This window comes from Nonomuraea sp. NPDC059023, assembly GCF_042740095.1.
Classification (GTDB): Bacteria; Actinomycetota; Actinomycetes; order Streptosporangiales; family Streptosporangiaceae; genus Nonomuraea.
The window spans coordinates 18461-38963 of the sequence record NZ_JBHYIO010000063.1 but is presented as its reverse complement, the minus strand read 5'-3'; the positions used below and the strand labels follow the sequence as shown (position 1 = coordinate 38963).

The following is a 20503-nucleotide window of genomic DNA, read 5'->3' as shown; positions in this document are numbered from 1 at the left end:
AGGCCGAATTTCCCGATTGAACCTTCGGTGAACCACCCGCTGAACGTCGCCTTTGGTTGACATATTTGTATTTTTCGGGATATCGGTGATTGATCCTGATAGTTTCCTGGGCGCATGGGGGCAATTCTTACCCGGGGGAGAAGAATGTGGCGCCTGGTCGCGGCTACTGCCGTGCTCGTGGCGCTCGGTTATGGCACGGTCGCCGGTGACGACGACCTTTTCCCTTTCGGGCCTATGGTGCAGTACGCGTTCAGCATCCCGCCCGACGGCGAGATCAGATCGCTGATCATGGAGGCCGACACCGCCGCGGGCACGCGCGTGGAGATCCCGATCGAGCCGTACTACGTCGGCATCCGCCGCGCCGAGCTCGAAGGCCAGCTCGGGCGCTACGTCGCCGATCCGTCGCTGCTGCAGGAACTGGCCGGCAACCACGCCAGGATCCGCCCGGATGACCCGCGGCTGACCAAGATCTACGTGATCACCAAGGTCATCACGTTGAAGGACCGGCGCCCGGCGTCGACGCACCACGTGGAGAGGGTGACATGGCAGGTCCGCTGACAAGGTGGTGGTTCCCGCAGGAGCCGCTGCGGCGGGTCCGTGTCCTGGGGGTCATCGTCTACCTGTTCCTGCCGGTGGACATGATGCTGTTCACCGGCGGGGTGTGGGGGCACGCGCACGGCTCGTCCATCTACCGGCCGGTCCTGGTGGCACGCCTGCTCCACCTGCCCGGGGCCAGTACGGCGCTGGTGTACACGCTGTTCGCGCTCGTCGTGCTCGGCGCGCTCATCGCCGCCGCCGGCCGGCTGCCGAGGGCGGCGGGGTACGTCGTCGCGCTCGGCTACACCTACTGGGCCGTGCTCGCGATGTCGTACGGCAAGGTCGACCACGACCACCTGGCCCTGATCGTCACACTGTTCGTCCTGCCCACCGTGGGACGTACCGCCGGGGCAGGTACGGCCGGGGCGGGTATGGCCGGGGCGGCGCGGAGCGGGCAGGCGGCGGGGTGGGCGTTGCGGTGCGTGCAGATCGCCGTCGTGGCCACCTACTTCCTGTCCGCCTACGCGAAGATCCGGCACGGCGGGTGGGAGTGGCCCAACGGCGCCACCTTCCAGTGGGCGGTCACCCGGCGGGGGACGTTCTTCGGGCACTTCGTGGCGGGCATCCCCGGCGCGCTGCTCATCGGACAGTGGGTGGTGCTGCTGGCCGAGACGGCCTCGCCGATCCTGCTGTTCCTGCGCGGCAGGGCGCTGTACGCCGGGGTGGCGTTCTTTCTCGCCTTCCACTTCTTCACCTGGGCGGCCATCACGATCCACTTCCTGCCGCACGTGATCTGCCTGGCCGCGTTCCTACCTCTTGAGCGGATCTTCCAGCGCGCACGCCGCGGTGCCGCCGGGCAGCCGGTGCCGGTTGCCGGCGACAAGGCGGTAGACGCCGTGGGCTAGCCAGCGGATCGGCGGCAGCCGCAGGATCGCGCCGAGCGGGCTCCAGGGCAGGCCCGCGTGGAGGAGGAGCTTGGCCACGGCCTGGGCGCCGCCGTACACGCCGGTGCCGGACACCCACAGCAGCTCGTAGCGGGCCCGCCGCTCCGTGACGCCGAGGGCGGCCAGGTCGGCCGCCTGCCAGGCGGTGATCCGCGCCCGGACGCGCATGCGCCGCTCGATGAAGCGCACGCACGTCGTGCAGAACCCGCAGTCTCCGTCGTAGACGAGCACGGCTGTCATGGATCCAACCTAGCCCCGTACCGGACCGGGTGGGTCACGGGGACCGGGCGCGTCACAGGCGGGGGCGGTGGTGATGGCGGGCCGGGTGGGTCACGTCACAGGCGGGCGGCGTCGAGGAGGTCCTGGGTGTAGGGGTGGGCGGGGGCGGTGATGATCTGGTCGGTGGGGCCGGACTCCACGATGGCGCCCTGGTACATGACGGCGATGTGGTCGCTGACGTACCGGACGACGGCCAGGTTGTGGGAGATGAACAGCATCGTGAGCTTCAGCTCCTGGCGCAGGTCCCTGATCGTGTTGAGGATCGCGCCCTGCACCGAGACGTCCAGGGCCGAGGTGATCTCGTCGGCGATGACGACCTTGGGGCGGCCGGCGAGGGCGCGGGCCAGCGCCACGCGCTGGCGCTGGCCGCCCGAGAGCTGGCCGGGCAGCATGGACGCGCGGCCGGGGTCGAGGCTGACCCGCGCGAGCAGGTCGGCGACGGCGGCGCGCCTGGCCGCGGCGCCCTTGTAGGTCTCGCGTGGCATGGGCTCGGCGATGGACTCGCCGACGGTCATCCGGGGGTTGAGCGCGGAGTAGGGGTCCTGGAAGACCATCTGCAGCGGGCGCCTGCGGGCGGCCGTCACGTCGGCGCCGTCCAGGAGGACGCGGCCGGAGGTGATCGGCGACAGGCCCACGGCGGCGCGGGCGAGGGTGGACTTGCCGGAGCCGGACTCGCCGACGAGGCCGACGGTCGTGCCGGACGGCACCGCGAGCGTGACCCCGTGCACGGCGCGGGCGGCGCCGAAGTGGACGGTCACGTCGTCGAAGAGCAGGTCACTCATGGGGCGGCTCCGGGTTCCAGCAGGCGAGGAGGTGGCCGGGCGCCGTCTGCGCCAGGGCGGGATCCTCGCGGACGCACCGCTCGGCGGCGAGGGCGCAGCGCGGGGCGAAGGCGCAGCCCGGCGGGACCTCGTGCGGGCCGGGCGGGCGGCCGGGGATGGTCGCCAGCGGCCGGTCCAGGTCGGTGTCCAGGTCGGGGACGGTGGCGAGCAGGGCCCGGGTGTAGGGGTGGCGCGGGGTGGCGGTGACGGGCAGGTCCTCGACCACGCGTCCCGCGTACATGACCAGCAGCCGCGAGCAGGTCTTCCTGACCACGGAGATGTCGTGGCTGATCAGCAGGACGGCGGCGCCGTCCGCCCGGATGCGCGACAGCAGGCGGAGCACCTCGCGCTGGACCCTGACGTCCAGCGCGGTGGTGGGTTCGTCGGCCACGACCAGGCGCGGGCGTGCCATCAGCCCCATGCCGATCATCGCGCGCTGCCGCATCCCGCCGGAGAACTCGTGCGGGTACTGGCGGGCGCGGCGTTCCGGCTCCCCCACGTGGACGGCGCGCAGCCGGTCGACGGCGCGTTCCATGGCGGCCCGCCGTGACAGCCCCTGGTGGGCCTCGGCCACCTCGGCGAGCTGGCGGCCGATCCGCTGGGCCGGGTTGAAGGAGGTCATCGGGTCCTGGAAGACCATGGACAGCGAGGGTCCGAGGAGCGTACGCAACTCCCCCGGGCGGGCCGACAGCAGGGGGACGCCGAGGAAGTCGAGGCGGTCCGCCCGCACTTCGCCGGGCGCCTCGATCAGGTGGGAGACGGCCAGCGCGGTCAGGCTCTTGCCGGAGCCCGACTCCCCCACGATGCCGACCGCCTCGCCGGGGGCGATGGTGAAGCTGACGCCGCGGACGGGGGTGACGCCGGGGAAGGCGACCTCGAGGTTGTCGGCCACGAGCAGTTCGTCCTCGCCGCGGGCGGTGGTCGCCGGGGCGGGCGGCGGCCGTTCCCGCACCCGGGTCCTGGGCACGCGGATGCCGATCACGGCGGCGGCCGTCTCGCCGAAGAGGTTGAACGCCAGCCCGATGACGACGACGGCGATCCCGGGCGCCAGGGCGGCGGCGGGGTTGGTGTAGATGCGGTCGAGTCCTTCGACGAGCAGCCGGCCCCAGTCGTAGCCGGGCGCCTGCACGCCGATGCCGAGGAAGGAGAGCCCGGCGAAGGCGAGCAGGGCGGCGCCGGCGCCGATGGTGGCGTTGACGACGAGGGGTTCGCCGATGTTCGGCAGGATGTGCCGGGTCATCAGCCGGATCCTGCCGACTCCGGCCACTTTGGCGGCCGAGACGAAGTCGCGGCCGGAGACGGAGGCGGCGAGGGTCTGGGTGAGGCGGGCGAAGGCCGGGGCGCCGGCCAGGCCGATGGCGAGCACGGCGCCCTTGACGCCGACCCCGAAGATGACGGCGAGGAACAGGGCGAGCAGGAGGGCGGGGAAGGCGACGGCGATGTCGACGGCGGCGGTGACCAGGCGTCCGGCCCGCCGGGGCAGCACCGACGGCGCCAGGCCCAGGATGACGCCGGCGACCAGGCCGATGGCGGTGGAGGCGAGCGCGAGCGAGACCGACAGCCGGGTGGCGACGACGACGCGCAGGAACAGGTCGCGGCCCAGGGAGTCGGTGCCCAGCAGGTGGGCCGCGGAGGGGCCCTGTTGGATGGCGTTGGTGTCGGTGAGCTCCGCGGCCTCGCCCCAGAGGACGGGCGCGAGTACGGCGAGCGCGCCGACGAGGACCAGCAGGACGGCGGAGCAGGCCCCGATCGGGGTGCGGGCGGCGGCGAGCCATTTGCGGGCCATCAGCCCTCCTTGATCGCGGATCGGGGGTCGAGCACCGCGAGGAGCACGTCGACCAGCAGGTTCACCAGCAGCACGCCGGCCCCGTAGACGAGGACGACGCCCTGGACCATCGGGTAGTCCTTCTGCAGGATCGACTCGACGATCGTGGAGCCCATCCCCGGCCAGGCGAAGACGTTCTCCACGAGCACGGTGCCGACGACCATCCCGGTCAGCGTGAGGCCGGCGACGGTGAGGGTGGCGGTGAGCGCGTTCGGCAATGCGTGCCGGAGGTAGACCAGGCGGGCGGTCAGGCGCTTGGCGCGGGCCGTACGGATGTAGTCGTCGCCCAGGACCGACAGCAGCTCGACCCGCACGATCCTGGACAGGATGGCCGCGGGCGCGATCGCGAGGGCCAGTACGGGCAGGACGTAGGAGATGAGCCCGTCCCGCCCGGCCACGGGAAACCACGGCAGCTGTACGGCGAAGGCGTAGACGAGCCCCACGGCCAGCAGAAACTCGGGGATGGCGGCCAGGAAGACGCTGCCGGAGGTGAAGGCCAGTTCCCCGGCCCGGCGCCGCCCGCCCCTGGTGAGGACGGCCATGACCAGCCCGATGGGGATGGCCGTGGCGAGCACCAGGGCGAACGCGGGCAGCGCGAGCTTGACGGTCTCGGGCAGCCGCTCGCCGATGGTCTGGGCCACGGGCATGTTGCTCACCATCGACGTGCCGAGGTCGCCGGTGACCAGGCCGCGCAGGAAGTCGAGGTACTGCGTCCAGAGCGGGTCGTCCAGGCCGAGGGCGGCGCGGCGTTCGCGGATGAGCTCGACCGGCGCGGTCAGCCCGAGCGCGCCGCGCACCGGGTCGCCGGGAATGAGGTGGATCATGAGGAACGCGGCGGTGACGAGGACCCAGAGCGAGACGGCGAACCGGCGTGTCCTGCGCAGCGCGAAGGCCACCCAGGGGCTCCTCACCGCAGCACCCTGATGCTGGTCGGGATCGGCTGCTGCAGCCAGCCCTCCGTCGCGGCCTTGGCCTTGTGGAAGTAGTAGGGCTGCTGGGCGATGGAGATCGGGACGACGTCGGCCGCCTTGAACAGGGCCCGCTCGGCCTCGTTCCAGAGCTTGCAGCCCGCGGCGCCGGGGGTGGCGGCGGCCTCGGCGGCCAGCCTGACGAAGTCGGGGTTGTCGATGCCGGCGAAGTTCTGGCCCTTGGGCGGGACCTCGCCGGAGGCCCACGGCAGGATGTGGGTGGGCAGGTCGAACTTGAACCCGGCCCAGTAGGCGTCGAAGTCGCCGGTCTCGAACATGGTCCTGGACAGCGCGGCCGGGTCGTCGGCGGTGAGCTTCACGGTGACGCCGGCCGCCTGCCAGCGTTTGGCCACGAGTTCGGTGGCGGCCACGCTGCCCTCGCCCTCGCTGGGGCTGTAGTGCAGGTCCATGAGGAGCTTCCTGCCGTTCTTGGCGCGGGTGCCGTCGGCGCCCTTGGCCCATCCGGCCTGGTCGAGCAGGGCGGCGGCCCGTACGGGGTCGGCGGCGGGCAGGTGGCCGGTCGCGGAGTCGGCGGCGCACGGCTGGGCGAGGTTGGCGACCAGGCTGCCCGCCCGTCTGCCGGTGCCGGTGGTGGAGACCCTGGTCAGCTCGTCGAGGTCGAGGGCGGCGGTGAGCGCCTGGCGGACGAGCGGGTCGGCGCCGGGGCGGCCGTCGCGCTGGTTGTACCAGAGCTCGCCGAGGATGGTCGACACGTCGTAACGTTCCAGCTTGCGGGCCTGGAGACGGTCGCGGTCCGGGCCGCCGACGCCGGCCATGTTGATCTCGCCGGACAGCAGCAGGTTGGCGCGGGTGGTCTCGTTCGGCACGACCTTGACCACGATCGTGGCCGGGCTGCCGGGGGCGTTGCCTGCGGCGCCGTCCGGGCCCCAGGTGTAGCCGTCGCGGCGGGTGAAGATGTAGTGGTCGCCGCGGACGACCTTGGTGAGGACGTAGGGGCCGCTGCCGGCCGAGGTCGTCCCCAGAAGTTCGGGGTTGTCCAGGCCCTTGTCGCAGACGATGGGGACGCGGCCCAGCGTCTCGACCAGGAGGGCGAAGGGCTTCTTCATCGTCACCTTCACCGTGCCCGCGGCGTCGTCGGCGCTGACCTCGAAGGGTGTGGTCGGCACCAGCAGGCCGTACATGGGCGACTGGTTCTTCGGGTCCTTGAGGAAGCCGAAGACGCGCGCGACGGTGCTCGGGGTGAGCGGGGATCCGTCGGAGCAGGTGATGCCCTTCCTGAGGGTGAAGGTGGCGGTCTCGGCGTCGGCCTTCCAGGACGTGGCCAGCCCGGAGACGACCTTGCCCTCGGGGGTGACGTTGACGAGCGGGTCGTAGGCCAGGCTGCCCATCTCGCCGAGCGGGAGCAGGTTGCGGTAGGGGTCGAGGATGCCCTGGTCGGCGGGGATGGCGAAGGTGAAGGTGCCGTCCTTGGCCAAGGGGAGCCCGCCGCCGCCCGGCGGCGACGCGCCGGCGCAACCGGTGGCCAGGGCGATGGAGACAAGGAGGGTGAGCGGTTTGCGCATGGGTGGTTCCAATCGGCCGGCGTCCCCCGGTCTGAGCTGGTTGCGGCTCAGTTTCATACAGCGGAGGCCGCCGTCCTAACGACAGCAGTCGCAAGAATGAACCCGGCGCTTCGGCAGATTGTCGGAACTGTCAGAGGTGGTGGCGCAGGCCCATCAGGCGGGCGATCTTCAGGCCGAGGTGGAGTGCCAGGCGGTCCTCGCCGTCGGCCAGGTGCGCGCCGGTGTACTCCTCGATCCGCTGCAGCCGGTAGTAGAGCGTGGTGCGGTGCACGTACAGCTGCTCGGCGGCGGCCTGCACGTCGCCCGCGTGGTCGAGGAAGGCTTCGAGGGTGTCGGCGAGCTGCTCGCCCTTGGCTCCGGCGTCCAGCAGGCGGCGCAGGCCCGGCGGGAGGGCCTGGGGAGTGAGCTCGTCGAGCGGGATGCGGACCAGCAGGCCGTAGACGCCCAGCCGGTCGAAGCCGGCGACCCGGCCGAACCCCTCCACCAGGCGGGTGACCCGGGCGGCCCGCCGGGCCTGGCCGTAGGACTGGAAGAAGGCCGACAGCTCGCTCACGGGCTCGCCGATGCCGGCGGCCACGTCGGCGCCCGACAGGTCGCGGTCGAGGTGGTCCAGGAGCTCTTGCGCGAGGTGGCGTTTGGCGTCACCGCTGACCAGCGGGTCCTTGTCCGACAGCAGGAGCAGGCCGTGGTCGCGGCGGACCAGGCTGATGTGGCGGCGGTCGGACAGGCGGCCGCTGACGCGTTCGAGCCAGCCCTCCAGCGTGGAGCGCTCGATGTCGGTCAGCGCCTGCTCGCCGGCGTGGACGGTGACGACGATGGCCACGACGGGCTCGGCGGCCACGAAGAGGTCGGCGTCGATCAGCTCTTCGGCGGCGTGCTCGCGCAGCCGGGCGTCGTCGCCCACAACCAGGTCGCGTACGAGTTCCCTGGCCCGGCTCCGGTACAGCTCCTGGGCGAGCTGGTCGCGCTGGATGACGATGGCGATCGTGTCGAGCGTGGCCAGGACGCTCCCGAGTGCCTCCTCCGACAGCGGGTCGTCGCCTTCCAGGACCCAGATGAACCCCAGGAGCGCTCCCTCCTGCCGGATCGGCACGCACAGGCGCTGGATCGTGGCGCCGATCTCGGGCGCCACCGGCGGGCGGAAGGGCCCCGGCGCTGAGCGGGCGCCGGCGCCGAACGTCCACTCCAGCGCCCCGTCCGGGACGTCGCGCCGGAAGATGGACTGCTCGCGCAGCCGGTCGATCTCGCCGTACTCGTGCGAGGAGAAGGCCAGTTGCCGCAGCCGCCGGTCGTCGACCGTGACGTTGCGCTGCAGCCGCCGGCCCAGGCCGTCCACGAGACGCTGCAACTCGCTGGTCACAGCGGTGAGCCTATAACCCGAAACACCACTGCCCGCTGGAAGTACGCTCATTTCCGCACGATACGCGCGCCGGGCCCCGGCTTCCTCCGCGCCCGGACGAAGCCCGCGTGACCCGCTTTCGACGGCTGTCCAAGCAACCGCCGCCCGTCGCAACCGGGCCCCGCTCTTTCCTGCGTCCGTCCGTCGAGCGGCGGGCCCGCGCGAGCCGACGATGGGCGGCATGACTCACAGGTTCCTGGCCAGCGGTTCGACATCCGGTCAGCCCGTCGCCTGCGCCGACCTCACCTCGATCGCCCACGGGGCCGACTCGATGGCCGGGGTCGGGGCGGCGCTCGGCCCGGCTCTGGAGGAGGTGCGGGCGCAGTTCTTCACCGCGATGGCGGGCGATCCGGGCGCGATCGTGGCGGTGGTGACCCGCCCGCCGCGTCCCGACGCCGACGACGGGCTGCTGTTCGTGGCGGCCGACGGGCCGCTCGGCGGGTGCGGCGAGGCGTCGATGTTCGCCGGTGCGGTGCGCTCCCCCGGCGACGGGGCCACGGTCGTCTTCGACACCGCGGGCGGGCTGATCCGCGCCACCGACCGGGGTGACGGCACGATGACGCTGCGCATGCCGGCGGCGGCGCGGCCGCCGGGCACGTACGTGGTCGAGGTGGGCGGGCGGCCGTACACGGTGCGGGCGGTGAGCGTCGCGGGCAACTCCTTCCTCGCGCTGCCCGCCGCCGCGGCGGGCCTGGACCTGGACCGCCCGGACGAGCTGGCGGGTCCCGGCGACGCGTTCCTGCACGAGGCGGGCGCGGAGCTGGCCGCGCGGACCGGCGAGCGGCCCGGCCTGCTGCTGCTGACCGAGCCCGTCGTGGACGGCGCCACCCGCAGCGCGGTCGTCTGGGGCGAGCGGATCGTCAACGTCGGACCGTGCGGGACCGGCACCTGCGCCCGTCTCGTCCTCGCGCTCGCCGACGGCGAGCTGGCCGAGAACGAGACACTGCGCCACTTCAGCCCGTACGGCAGCGCCTTCGAGGCCCGGCTGGACCGGGCCTCCGGCTGGAGCATCCTGCTGCGCGGCCGGGTGGACCTCAGCCGTTGACCGCCTCGAACACGCGCAGGAAGTTCTCCCCGATGATGCCGCGGACCTGGTCGTCGTCGTAGCCGCGCGAGACCAGGCCGCGGGTGAGGTTGACCAGGTCGCGGTAGTCGCGGAAGCCGTCCAGCGTCCTGGTCACCTTGTCGATGCCGTGCTCGGGCCGGAACCCGAAGTCGGCCTGCTTTCCGGCGAAGGCCGCCTCCATCACGTGAGAGGGCAGCGCCAGCGGCCAGTCCGTGCCGATGGCCACGTGCTCCCAGCCGACGAGGTCGCTGATGTGGTCGACGTGGTCGAGGAACAGCTCGATGGTCGGATTCGGGTCGTCCGGCGCGGCCAGGAAGAACGGCACGACGTAGACGCCGATCACCCCGCCCGTCCCGGCGATCGCGCGCAGCTCGTCATCGCTCTTGGCGCGGTCGTGGGCGAAGACGGCGGCGGCGGAGGTGTGGGTGGCGATGACCGGCTTGCGGGAGGCGGCGCAGGCGTCGAGGGTGGTCTGGCGGCCCGAGTGCGCGGTGTCGACGATCACGCCGACGTCGTCGCAGCGGCGCACGAACCGCAGCCCGAAGTGGCTCAGCCCGGGGTCGTAGCGCTCGGTGCAGCCCGCCCCGATGAAGTTCATGCTGTTGTAGGCGCAGTCGACGGTGTTGAGCACGCCCAGGTCGTGGGCGATGTCGATGAGGTCGAGGTCGCCGGGGGCGAGCATGTTCGTCTGGACCAGGCCCCAGATCGCCTGGCCGCCGGCGGCGTGCGCGGCCCGGATGTCGCCCGCCGTACGGGCGCGGCGCATCCACGGGAAGGCCTCCAGCGCGCGGGCGGCCAGGTGCGCGGCGTCCAGGATCGACGCCTTGTCACGGAGCACGTAACCGCCGGTGGCCGGGGCGGTGACCCCGGAGGCGTCCATCAGCTCCTTGTACCTCGGGAACTGACCGGCCAGCGCCTTCTTCTGCAGGAAGAAGGCGACCGTGAACAGGTCGTCGGAGCCGAGCGCGTCCAGTTCGGCGACGAGCTCGGCGGTCCACACGTCGGGTGAGCAGGGGCCCTGGTAGAGCAGGTCGATGACGACGCCGTCGTGGTGCAGCCGCCGTGCCCGCTCCTCCTGTTCCGGTGTCAGGCCGAAGTCGAAGCGGCCGTACACGCGTTCCTCAGAGCCCATCACGCCTCCACTCCACCAAAGCCGGCTGGGGTTCGATGCCCGCCTTCAGCCGCGGGTCGGGCACCAGTGTGGTCGCGGACACCCGCAGGAGCACCTCGCCCGCCCACACGTCCAGGTCGTAGTCGCCGGCCCGGTCCATCGGCGGGCCGGTGCGCACCTTGGCCGAGCACTCCGTCAGCGGCACCGCCAGCACACGGGTGCTGTTCAGCTCGGCGTCGGTCAGCGGGCGCAGCTCCGGGATGCGGCCCGGCGCGATCCGCTCCACCAGCGCGTGCATCGCCTCCAGCTTCTCCTGCCGCTCCAGCACCTCGTGGGCGGCGCCGAGCACCACCACGGAGCGGTAGTTCATGGAGTTCTCCATCACCGAGCGGCCCAGCACCAGCGAGTCGACCACGGTCGCCTCGACGCAGATGGGCTCGCCCAGCATGCGCTCCAGCATCCGGTTGCGCTGGGAGCCGTGGAAGTAGAGCAGGTCGCCGACGCGCGTGTGCAGGGTCGGCAGCACGTACGGCTGCCCGCCGTCGGCGAAGGCGACCCGGCACATCAGCGCCTCGTCGAGGATCCGCCGCACCAGCTCCGGATCGTACGATCCCCGATCCGCCTTGCGCCGGACCCGTACCCTCGGGCTCGCCGGTCCTGGAACCTCGTCGTTACTCGTCACGGGCCTTCCTTTCCCATCAGTGACCTGCCGCGCTGCCGAGCCGGCGCGGGTCGGCGACGCCGTGCAAGGTGCCGTCCTCGTCGATGGCGACGGCCTGGCAGCTGCCCATCTCCACCTCCCACGGCGAGACGCGGGTGACGCCGAGCCCCCGCCGTTCCACCTCGGCGATGACGTCCTCGCCGATCGTGGCCTCCACCATCGGCCGCCTGCTCGGGTACATCGACGCGCCGAACATCGGCCGCAGCACCGACTCCTTCGGCGACATGCCGTGCCGCAGCACGTTCGCCGCGTTCTGGAAGACGTTCTGCAGCGCGGAGATGCTGGGCGAGGCCGCCGCGTACACCGGCCGCCCGTCGCGCAGGGCCAGCAGGGACGTCGACCAGCCGTCCGGGATCGGCACCACCGGGTCCGCGCACATGAACATCGGGCGCGGCACGATCACCCCGTCCACCGTCAGCCCGGCGCCGAACGGGGTCGAGGTCGCCGAATGGGTGCCGTGCGCGATCATGCCGCGCTCGTCGACGGCGACGATGGCGTTGGTGCCCAGGTTCATGGCCTCGAACGGCCTCGGCTCTCCCTTGAGCACCTGGGGCAGCAGCCGTTCCGCCGTCTCGGGTGAGACCGCTGCGGCCATGTCGCCGGGCTCGCGTACGCGGTAGCCCGCCGAGACGTCGGCCAGGCCGTGGTGCCAGGCCTCCTCGACGATGCGCATCCGCGTGTACAGGTCGTCGGTTCCGGCCAGCTCCGACAGGCTGAGCAGGAGGGCGTACAGCGGGCCGCTGGTGTGGAGCTCCAGCCCGCCGGCCACGGGCAGCGGCGTCAGGTCGCCCTCGGTGACCGTGCTCGCGGCCATGTCGTCGAGCGTGATCCGGCCGCCGGCCCTTCTGGCCGTCTCCACGTACCTCCTGGCGAACTCGCCCTCGTAGATGTAGCCGGGCCCCTGCTCGGCGAGCTGCTCGATGGTACGGCCCAGCGCGGGCTGACGCAGTACCTCGCCCACCCGGAAGAGCCGGCCGCCCGGGAACCAGATGTCGCGCCCGGCCTCGAAGCGGCCCGCCGCCCGCCGGAACTCGAAGGCCCATCCCCACAGGAGCTCGTCGGCCACGAACCCCTCGCGCGCCGCCACCCGCGCCTCGCCGAACAGCTCCGCCCACGGCAGCCGGCCCCAGCGCGACCACGCCTCGTGCGCGGCGCGGGGCCATCCGGGTGCCACCACGGTGCGGCCCGACAGGCGGGCCGCCTCGTCCAGGTCGCCGTCCTCGGCCGCCGGGATCGTGCCCAGATGGCCGAGGAAGCGGCTGCGGCCGTCGGCCGGGTCGTAGACCGAGATGAACATCGTGCCCGCAAGCGTCGTCATCGTGGGCTCGACCACCGTCTGCACGGCCGCCGCCGCCAGGTAGGCGTCGACGGCGCTGCCGCCCCTTCGCAGCGCCGCCACGCCCGCCCGCGTCGCCGCCGGATGCGACGTCGAGATCATCCCGTGGCGGCCCGTGGCGGAGATGTGCTCCGGATCGGGTAGCGCGGGACGCGCCGGAACCCCACTCATCTGGTCTCCTCCTCAAGCTCGGTGCTGTCCGAGTCTGATTCGGCGCCGGTGCGGTTCCGATGGACGGTGGTCGGAAATACGGCCCGCGATCTGCTACACCTGCCGATGACGCCCCCGGCGGGCGCCGGCGTAGCCTCGGTCGAAATCCCACCGGCCGAGGAGATTCCCCGCATGGACGCCATGGCCCTGCACCGGCACGCCACCGTCGCCGACACGCACAACGACCTGATCCTCCTCGTCGACCACCACGACCGGCGCGGCGACCGGGATCACTTCGCCGAATACTGGCTGCCCCAGTTGCGGGCCGGCGGGGTGAACGTCCAGGTGCTGCCCATCTGCATCGAGGAGCAGTTCCAGTCGGAGGGGGCGCTGCGCCGTACCCTGTTGCTGATCGAGCGCATCCACGAACTCGCCGAGGAGCACCGCGACGAGGTCGCCGTCTGCCTGACCGGCGCCGACGTCGACGCGGCGGTGGCCGCGGGCAGGATCGCGCTGATCATCGCGCTGGAGGGCGCGCACGCCATCGGCCAGGACCCGCGCCTGATCAACGCCCTGGCCAGGACCGGGGTACGCGTCGTCTCCCTGGCCCACTACGGCCGCACCTTCCTGGCCGACGGCAGCGGTCTCGACGACAGCTCCGGCAGCAGACTGACCCCGCAGGGCATCGACGTGCTGCGCGAGATGGAACGGCTCGGCGTCGTCTTCGACATCAGCCACCTCGGCGCCAACGGCGTGGACGAGGTGCTGGACGTGCTCACGCGCCCGTTCCTGGCCACCCACTCCGCCTGCCTGGAGATCACCAAGATCCATCGCAACCTCGGCGACTCCCAGCTGCGGGCCATCGCCGGACGCGGCGGCGTCATCAGCGTCGCGGCGGCGATCCCCATGTTCATCGACCCCGCCGACTCCAGCGCCGAGCGGGTCGTCGACCACATCGAACACCTGGTGAACGTGGCCGGCGCCGACCACGTCGGCCTCGGCCCCGACTTCATCGAGGACTACTTCCGGCAGGTCTTCGGCGGCTGGCCGGCGCAGACGCCCGGCATCGGGGACGGCTTCACCCCCGCCGAGATCGAACGCCCCGCCGACCTGCCCAAGCTCACCGAGACGATGGTGCGCCGGGGCTTCGCCGAGGCCGACATCAGGAAGATCCTCGGCGGGAACGTCATGCGGGTCCTGCGCGAGGTGATGGGCCGCCCGCTCTGATCGGGGTCAGCGGGAGCCGTTCATGCCGGTGTGGTCCTCGTCGACGATGTCGGCCGCGGAGATCACGATGCGCGGGTCGGGGGTCTTGACCACGCTCTCGTCCTTGTCCTCGTAGCCGAACAGGCTCAGGACGTGGCGCATCGCCTCGGTCCTGGCGCGCTTCTTGTCGTTGCTCTTGATCACCGTCCAGGGGGCGATCTCGGTGTCGGTGTGCAGGAACATGTCCTCTTTGGCGGCCGTGTACTCGTTCCACCGGTCCAGCGACTCCAGGTCCATGGGCGACAGCTTCCACTGCCGGACCGGGTCGACCTGCCGGATGATGAACCGGGTGCGCTGCTCGGCGCGCGAGACCGAGAACCACAGCTTGACCAGGTGAATGCCCGACTCGACCAGCATCCGCTCGAACAGCGGCGCCTGCTCGACGAACTCGAGGTACTGCTCATCCGTGCAGAAACCCATCACCCGCTCCACCCCGGCGCGGTTGTACCAGGAGCGGTCGAACAGCACGATCTCCCCCGCGGACGGCAGGTGGGCGACGTAGCGCTGGAAGTACCACTGGGTCCGCTCGCGCTCGCTGGGTTTCTCCAGGGCGACGACCGTGGCGCCGCGCGGGTTGAGGTGCTCGGTGAACCTCTTGATCGTGCCGCCCTTGCCCGCGGCGTCACGCCCCTCGAACAGGATCACCAGCCGGCCGCCGGTGTGCTTGATCCAGTACTGGAGCTTGAGCAGCTCGATCTGCAGCAGCCGCTTGTCGTGGTCGTAGCGCGCGCGGTCCATCCGTTCGGCGTACGGATAGTGCTCGCGCCAGGTGGACACCGCCTGGCCGTCGGGGCGGATCAGGACCGGGTCGTCGTCGTCGGAGCTGTCCACGCTCAGCCCGGGGGTGATCTCCAGCAGGTGGCTGTCCTCGGCGGCGGCCTGCGGATCGACGACCCCTTCTCCGGCCTCAGTGTTTCCCATGTCACCCAGGTACCCGCGTACGCCCAAGACCTTCCGGCGAACCAGGCGAACGTTGGGCAAACACCGCTCAGGCCTCCCGGGGCGGGGCGGGCACCTCGCTGTAGTCGACCTCCGGCAGCTTGGTGATGGCCCCGGCGCCCACGCGCACGTGGACGACGCCCTCACCCTGGGCTCCGGCGCCGGGCGGCACCGCCAGGAAGCCCTCCCAGTGGTCCGTCCCGCGCCGCCAGGCCAGCAGGAAGGCCGGGTCGCCGCCCTTGACCAGCACCATCGGCGGCATCCGCAACGGCCGCGGCTCCGCCTCGCCGGGACCGGGGCGCGGCACGGCCGAGTAGTCGACGCGGGGCAGGTTGTTCAGCTCCGCGGCCGGCGCCCAGCGGTAGTTGAGCCCGTGCACCGGCTCGCCGCGCACGTCGACCTGCGACTGCGGGACGGCCAGGCGGGCCTCCCAGTGGCCGGCGCCGCGTCGCCAGGCGAGCAGGAACGCGGGAGTCTTGCCCTGGTACAGAACCATCGGCGGCATCTGGAGCGGTTCGACAGCATCCACAACCCGGAGAGTAGCCGGGCGCGGCGACAAAATGACCCCCTCCCGAGGGTCAGGCCGCGCAGGTGGAGCCAAGCCTGGACACCCCGCCGGTCGGCTTGGGCTTCTTGGTGACACCCGCCGAGGGCGACGGCGTGGACGTGCCCGTGGACGACGGTGTGGGCCGGGGCGTGGTCGCGCCGGTGGTGGCGGTCCGTACGGCCCGGCGGATGCGCGGGAAGTCCGGGTAGGCCGGGTTGTAGGCGGGAGGCACGAAGTTCATCGTCGAGACCCGCCCCGACTTGACCCGGTCGGCCAGCGGGACGAGCTCGCCCAGCAGGTCGCGGGGGATGTCGGTGACGAACGTGCTCTTGGCGGCGCGGGCCAGCGCGTTGAACTTCAGCAGCACGTTGGCCGGCTGGAGCTGGCTGAGCATCGCGTTCATGACGCACTGCTGGCGCTTCATCCGGGTGCTGTTGTCGCCTCCGGCGCAGGTGCTGCCGGGGTGGTCGCGGGCCCTGCCGTACCAGAGGGCCTGCTCGCCGTTGAGCTTGTGGGTGCCGGCCTTGACCACGCCGCCGTCGCTGCGGCCGACGCCGTAGCAGATGTCGCGCTCGACGTTGATGGTGACGCCGCCCAGCGCGTCGATCAGCCGGGCCACGCCCCACATGTTGACCATCATGTAGTAGTCGACCTTGATGCCGAGGATCTGGCCGAGCGCGCCCTTGAGCGCGTCTCCGGCGCGGGTGCGCGCGTGGCCGGCGACCTCGGGGTGGGTGTCGGCGTACGCCCACACGCCGTTGAGCAGGTCGGCGCTGCCCCGGCCCTGACCGGGGGGCAGCCAGAAGTTCTTGGGCGGCGGGAACCGCTTGGCCATGGCGCTTCCCGGCGGGAACGGGGCGTTCTCCATCTCCCTGGGCAGCGCGAACAGGACCGAGTTCCCGGTCTTCACATCGATGCTGACGACGTTGATGCTGTCGGTCCTGATGCCCACGCCCTGCCGGGAGGCGGCGCCGTCACCGCCGAGCAGGGCGATGTTGAGGCGCCGGCGCCCGTCGAAGGGGTCCTTGGGGTCGATCGGCTTGGTGGCGGTCTCCTTGAACACCTCGCCGATCGCCTCGTTGGAGGTGCGCGCGGTCGCCGCCACGAAGGTGAACGGCACCGCCACCGCCACGGCCAGCACCCCGGCGACCGCCCCGGTGGCGGCCTGCGCCCGGCGCGGCAGGCTGCCCGGCCGCATCGCCACGTACGAGGCGACCACCACGGCCGACCAGGCCAGTCCCGCGACCACGCAGCCGGCGATCAGGCCGGTCAGCATCGACGGGTCCGCCACCAGTCCGGCGAGCTGCTTGCCGTTGACCAGGACGACCGTCGTCAGCGTCGCCAGCACCAGGGCGTAGACCACGAGGATCACGATTCCGGTGCGCCGCCTGCCGGCGCGCAGATGCGCGGCACCCGGCACGAGAACGGACAGCAGCGTCCAGCCGATCACTGACAGAACGCTCGACTTGCCCACGCCGCCTCGGCTTTCCCGACAAACGTACATATGTGGGCAAATAAGCTAGCAGGGGTTTCACCCCTCACGAGACGACGGTTCCGGCTCCTTCCCGCCCGAGGGTGGAGGCGCGGGGGCGCAGGCCGGCCGGGATGAGGCGGGGACCGGCGGGCTCGCCGTCCTCGATCCGGCGGACGAGCAGGTCGACGGCCTCCCTGGCGGTGCGGGCGGGGTCGAGGTCGACGGCGGTCAGCGGCGGTTCGCTGGTGCGGGCGAGGTGGCTGTCGACACCGACCGAGACGAGCAGGTCGCCGGGCACGCGTACGCCGCGTTCGCGCGCCGCGCGCAGCAGCCCGGTCGCCAGCCATTGCGGCGGCGCGTAGACCGCGTCGGGCCGCAGGTCGAGCAGCGCGTTCGCGGCCTCGGCCGCGCTGCCGGGGAGCTTGTCGGGCTTGGCGAGCACGAGCAGCGGGTCGCGCCCGCGCGTCCGCGACCACTCGGCGTAGGCGCGCTCGGCGTCGGTGAACCACGACCACTCGATGTCGACGGAGAGCATCGCGACGCGCTCGGCCCCGGCGGCGGCGAGATGGTCGAGCACCGCCGTGGTGCTGGCCGCGCTGTCGGCCGCCACCCACCACGGATCCCCGGGGCGGGCGATGTCCCTGCCGATGGTGACCACCGGCACGTTGAGCTGGTGGAACATGGCGACCCGCGGATCTTGCGGCACGGGGTCCACGACGATCCCGCCGTCGATGCTGAACCTGCGCAGGTCGCCGAGCTTGCGCAGCGGGGGCAGTTGCAGCAGGGCCTGGTCGCGGTCGAAGGCGGCCTCCACACAGTTCATGGTGAGGGAGAGGTAGAAGTCCACGGCGAGGATGTGGTGGCTGTTGGTGGTGTCCACGCCGACCGGCAGCAGCAGGGCGATCGTGTCGGTGCGCCCGGAGCGCAGGCTCTTGGCGTTGCTGTTGGGCCGGTAACCGAGCCGCTCGGCCACCTCCGCCACCCTGGCCCGCGTCGCGGCGTCGACCCTTCCCTTGTTGTTGAGCACGTGGGAAACCGTCGTCTCCGACACACCGGCCGCCTCGGCGACGTCACGGATCCTCGGGCGCGCCCTTGAGGTCTTCATGGGGCCACCTTAAGCCCTTCTGCCAAATCGATTTGTCATCGACCCTTGTGATGCCAAATCGATTTGGCCTAGAGTCCCCGTCATGCATCAGTTGGAACGAGCGGCCAGGCGTCTCGACGAGCTGTGCGAGGCTCAGGACTTCGTCACGGGCTGGTCGCTCATCGGCCTCGGCCGGGGCGAGGAGGCGGGGGCCGCCTCACGGCACGGGTCCCGGCCGTTCCCCGCGGCCAGCACCCGCAAGGTCGCGGTCATGATGACGGTCCTGCGCGCGGTCCACCGGGGCGAGCTGGACCTGGAGGACCGCGTCACCATCGACGGGCGCTACCGCGACCGCGTGTTCACCGGCCTCCTGCAACACCTGGACACCGGGCTGTCCCTGTCGCTGCGCGACACGATCACCCTCATGATCATCCTCAGCGACAACCTGTCCACCGCGCACGTCCTGGACCGGATCGGGCTCGACGCGGTCAACGAATGGTGCGAGACGGCCGGGCTCACCGCCACCCGCCACCGGCACGCGCTGATCCCCCCGCTCGCGCCCGACCATCCGGTGGAGGCGACGAACGCGACGACGCCGGACGACCAGGCACGCCTGCTGGAGCTCATCGCGCGCGGTGCCGCCGGGGAGGAGGCGGCCGCCGAGCGCCTCGGGTGCCCGCCCGGCCTGTGCGCGTTCGCGCTCGACGTGCTGCGCCGCCAGCAGTTCAGGGACGCGCTGCCGGCGCTGCTGCCGTACGGCACGCCGGTCGCGCACAAAAGCGGCGCCGGCTGGCGGGACGTCAGCGACGCCGGTGTCTTCTTCGCGGGCGGGGAGCCCCGCTACGTCCTGGCGGTCTACACCGACGAGGTACCCGCGATCCTGCCCGGCGGGCTGCCGGGAGTCGCGGGGGCACGGGGCCACATTGCCAATCTCAGCCGTGCGTGCTGGGAGGAGTTGCATCCGTAAGGAGGCTCAGATGTCACGTCTGACCGGCCGCGTCGCAGCGGCCTCCCTGGCCGTGCTCACCGCCTGCGCCCTTGGCGCGGGATGTGCGCGCGGCGGCGGGGAACCCGCCCGCTCCGCCGCGGGCGGCGGCGGGGTCCTGCGCTTCGCCTACACCGCCTTCCCCTCGACCCTCGACCCGCACAAGGCCTCCACCGCCTGGGACGAGCTCTACCTCTTCCCGATCTACGACCGCCTGGTCACGGTTGGCCCCGACGGCCGGATCGGCCCCATGGTGGCCGAGTCCTGGAGCCGCGAGGGCAAGAAGACGACCTTCACGCTCCGCTCCGGAGCCCGCTTCCACGACGGGAGCGCCCTGGACGCCGAGGCCGTGCGGGCGAACCTGGAGCGCGCCAGGAACGCCCAGGGCTCCACGGCCAAGGCGCTGCTCAAGATGATCACCGCTGTCGAGGTCGCGGACGGCAAGGTGGTCGTCTCCTTCACCGGCGCCGAGAGCGCCCTGCTGAACGCCCTCGCCCATCGCGGCGGCGCGCTCATCAGCCCCGCGGCCTTCGACAAGCCGGACCTGGACCGGGCCCCGGTGGGCTCGGGCCCCTACCGGGTCACCTCCTACCGGCGCGACGACCGCGTGGTCTACCAGCCGTTCACCGGCTACCACGACCCCAAGGCCCAGCGCATGAAGGGCCTGGAGATGTCGTTCGTCAACGAGGACGACACCCGGCTGAACGGCGTGCGCTCCGGCCAGTACGACGCCACGCTCATCCGCCCGGAACAGGTGGACACCGCCCGCGAGTCCGGGCTGAAGGTGAACGAGTTCCTGACCGGGCTCGTCTACCAGATCAACATCAACACCGCCCGCTCCAAGTTCGCCGACCCCCGCGTACGGCAGGCGCTCAACCACGCCGTCGACCGGCGCACCATCTCCGAGAAGCTCCTGCTGAACTCCTGCCTGCCCACCGTGCAGCCCGCCCCCGCCGGCCACTGGGCGCACGAGGCGACGCTCGACGGCGCCTACCCCTACGACCCGGACAAGGCCAGGAAGCTGCTGGCCGAGGCGGGCCTGGCCGGCGGTTTCTCCTTCACCGCGCTGGTGTGGAACAACACCGCGTACGTGCAGGTGGGCGAGGCCGTACAGGATCAGTTCAAGCAGGTCGGCGTCGACATGAAGCTGCGGCCGATGAGCGCCGACCAGTCCATCGACCTCTACCAGAACCGCGGCGAGGCCGACGCCCTGCTCAGCCAGATCGGCGCCGCGGCGCCCGACCCCGGCCTCATCACCCAGCAGGACTACCTGAAGGGCGGGCTCAACAACCCGGGCGACCTGAGCGTCGCGCGCATCGAGGAGCTCGCCGAGCGGGCGCGGAGCGCGACCGAGCCCTCCGAGCGGGAGAGCGGCTACCGGGAGATCGTCAAGCTGGCGTCCGAGCACGCCTACAACGTCCCCATCTGCAATCGCAAGCTGTACTTCGCCACCAACGACAAGGTGCGCGACTTCGAGCGGCTGCTGACCGGATACGACGACATCCGCGTCGTCGGCATGGGCTGAGCC

The 20503-nt window shown here is 71.9% G+C and carries 19 protein-coding genes; 6 read left to right on the top strand and 13 right to left on the bottom strand.

Going from position 1 to position 20503, the window contains the following annotated elements; all coding sequences use genetic code 11:
- Positions 1 to 144 precede the first annotated feature (144 nt).
- A complete protein-coding gene (locus ACFWYW_RS54640; protein WP_379624916.1) occupies positions 145 to 558 on the top strand; it encodes a hypothetical protein in 414 nt (137 codons plus the stop codon).
- Entirely contained in the window at positions 543 to 1442 is a 900-nt protein-coding gene (locus tag ACFWYW_RS54635; protein ID WP_379624914.1) for an HTTM domain-containing protein, read from the top strand. The genes ACFWYW_RS54640 and ACFWYW_RS54635 overlap by 16 nt, the downstream gene beginning before the upstream one ends.
- Here ACFWYW_RS54635 and ACFWYW_RS54630 read toward each other — a convergent pair.
- From ACFWYW_RS54630 to ACFWYW_RS54605, 6 genes are all read right to left on the bottom strand, one after another.
- Positions 1347 to 1721: a thiol-disulfide oxidoreductase DCC family protein gene (locus ACFWYW_RS54630; RefSeq protein WP_379624912.1), complete on the bottom strand. Its 375-nt coding sequence runs from the start codon at positions 1719 to 1721 to the stop codon at positions 1347 to 1349. The genes ACFWYW_RS54635 and ACFWYW_RS54630 overlap by 96 nt on opposite strands.
- Positions 1722 to 1816: 95 nt before the next feature.
- Complete coding sequence (locus tag ACFWYW_RS54625) at positions 1817 to 2542, bottom strand: ABC transporter ATP-binding protein (RefSeq protein WP_379624910.1); 726 nt, start codon at positions 2540 to 2542, stop codon at positions 1817 to 1819.
- Positions 2535 to 4367 carry a dipeptide/oligopeptide/nickel ABC transporter permease/ATP-binding protein gene (locus ACFWYW_RS54620; RefSeq protein ID WP_379624908.1) on the bottom strand — a complete coding sequence of 611 codons (1833 nt, stop codon included), beginning with the start codon at positions 4365 to 4367 and terminating at the stop codon, positions 2535 to 2537. Before ACFWYW_RS54620 ends, ACFWYW_RS54625 begins: the two co-directional genes overlap by 8 nt.
- Positions 4367 to 5317: an ABC transporter permease gene (locus ACFWYW_RS54615; protein WP_379624906.1), complete on the bottom strand. Its 951-nt coding sequence runs from the start codon at positions 5315 to 5317 to the stop codon at positions 4367 to 4369. The genes ACFWYW_RS54620 and ACFWYW_RS54615 overlap by 1 nt, the downstream gene beginning before the upstream one ends.
- The gene (locus ACFWYW_RS54610; RefSeq protein ID WP_379624904.1) at positions 5314 to 6897 is read right to left on the bottom strand and encodes an ABC transporter substrate-binding protein; all 1584 of its coding nucleotides are present in this window, start codon (positions 6895 to 6897) and stop codon (positions 5314 to 5316) included. The genes ACFWYW_RS54615 and ACFWYW_RS54610 overlap by 4 nt, the downstream gene beginning before the upstream one ends.
- Positions 6898 to 7027: 130 nt before the next feature.
- The gene (locus ACFWYW_RS54605) at positions 7028 to 8257 is read right to left on the bottom strand and encodes a PucR family transcriptional regulator (RefSeq protein WP_379624902.1); all 1230 of its coding nucleotides are present in this window, start codon (positions 8255 to 8257) and stop codon (positions 7028 to 7030) included.
- Between the two features lie 220 nt (positions 8258 to 8477).
- Here ACFWYW_RS54605 and ACFWYW_RS54600 point away from each other — a divergent pair, with 220 nt between their 5' ends.
- On the top strand, positions 8478 to 9341 hold the full coding sequence (locus tag ACFWYW_RS54600; protein WP_379624900.1) for a proline racemase family protein: 864 nt from the start codon (positions 8478 to 8480) through the stop codon (positions 9339 to 9341).
- Here ACFWYW_RS54600 and ACFWYW_RS54595 read toward each other — a convergent pair.
- From ACFWYW_RS54595 to ACFWYW_RS54585, 3 genes are read right to left on the bottom strand one after another with little or no spacing between them, the layout of a single operon-like run.
- Positions 9331 to 10494, bottom strand: a complete 1164-nt coding sequence (locus ACFWYW_RS54595) for a dipeptidase (RefSeq protein WP_379624898.1) — start codon at positions 10492 to 10494, stop codon at positions 9331 to 9333. The genes ACFWYW_RS54600 and ACFWYW_RS54595 overlap by 11 nt on opposite strands.
- A complete protein-coding gene (locus tag ACFWYW_RS54590) occupies positions 10484 to 11155 on the bottom strand; it encodes a pyridoxamine 5'-phosphate oxidase family protein (RefSeq protein WP_379624896.1) in 672 nt (223 codons plus the stop codon). Before ACFWYW_RS54590 ends, ACFWYW_RS54595 begins: the two co-directional genes overlap by 11 nt.
- Positions 11156 to 11171: 16 nt before the next feature.
- Positions 11172 to 12701 carry a gamma-glutamyltransferase gene (locus ACFWYW_RS54585; protein WP_379624894.1) on the bottom strand — a complete coding sequence of 510 codons (1530 nt, stop codon included), beginning with the start codon at positions 12699 to 12701 and terminating at the stop codon, positions 11172 to 11174.
- A 171-nt stretch (positions 12702 to 12872) separates the two neighbouring features.
- Between ACFWYW_RS54585 and ACFWYW_RS54580 the strand changes: the two genes are divergently transcribed.
- On the top strand, positions 12873 to 13907 hold the full coding sequence (locus ACFWYW_RS54580) for a dipeptidase (RefSeq protein WP_379624892.1): 1035 nt from the start codon (positions 12873 to 12875) through the stop codon (positions 13905 to 13907).
- A 6-nt stretch (positions 13908 to 13913) separates the two neighbouring features.
- Here ACFWYW_RS54580 and ppk2 read toward each other — a convergent pair whose 3' ends face one another.
- The 4 genes from ppk2 to ACFWYW_RS54560 form a co-directional block, all read right to left on the bottom strand.
- Positions 13914 to 14867: a polyphosphate kinase 2 gene (ppk2, locus tag ACFWYW_RS54575; protein WP_379624890.1), complete on the bottom strand. Its 954-nt coding sequence runs from the start codon at positions 14865 to 14867 to the stop codon at positions 13914 to 13916.
- Between the two features lie 67 nt (positions 14868 to 14934).
- Positions 14935 to 15414, bottom strand: coding sequence for a hypothetical protein (locus ACFWYW_RS54570; protein WP_379624888.1), 480 nt, complete (start codon positions 15412 to 15414; stop codon positions 14935 to 14937).
- 49 nt (positions 15415 to 15463) lie between these two features.
- Positions 15464 to 16882, bottom strand: coding sequence for an LCP family protein (locus tag ACFWYW_RS54565; protein ID WP_379624886.1), 1419 nt, complete (start codon positions 16880 to 16882; stop codon positions 15464 to 15466).
- Between the two features lie 88 nt (positions 16883 to 16970).
- Positions 16971 to 18011, bottom strand: coding sequence for a LacI family DNA-binding transcriptional regulator (locus ACFWYW_RS54560; RefSeq protein ID WP_379624884.1), 1041 nt, complete (start codon positions 18009 to 18011; stop codon positions 16971 to 16973).
- An 82-nt stretch (positions 18012 to 18093) separates the two neighbouring features.
- Here ACFWYW_RS54560 and ACFWYW_RS54555 point away from each other — a divergent pair, with 82 nt between their 5' ends.
- Positions 18094 to 18957 (top strand): serine hydrolase, encoded by an 864-nt coding sequence (locus ACFWYW_RS54555; RefSeq protein WP_379624882.1) that lies wholly within the window; start codon positions 18094 to 18096, stop codon positions 18955 to 18957.
- 10 nt (positions 18958 to 18967) lie between these two features.
- The gene (locus ACFWYW_RS54550; RefSeq protein ID WP_379624880.1) at positions 18968 to 20500 is read left to right on the top strand and encodes an ABC transporter substrate-binding protein; all 1533 of its coding nucleotides are present in this window, start codon (positions 18968 to 18970) and stop codon (positions 20498 to 20500) included.
- Positions 20501 to 20503: the final 3 nt, after the last annotated feature.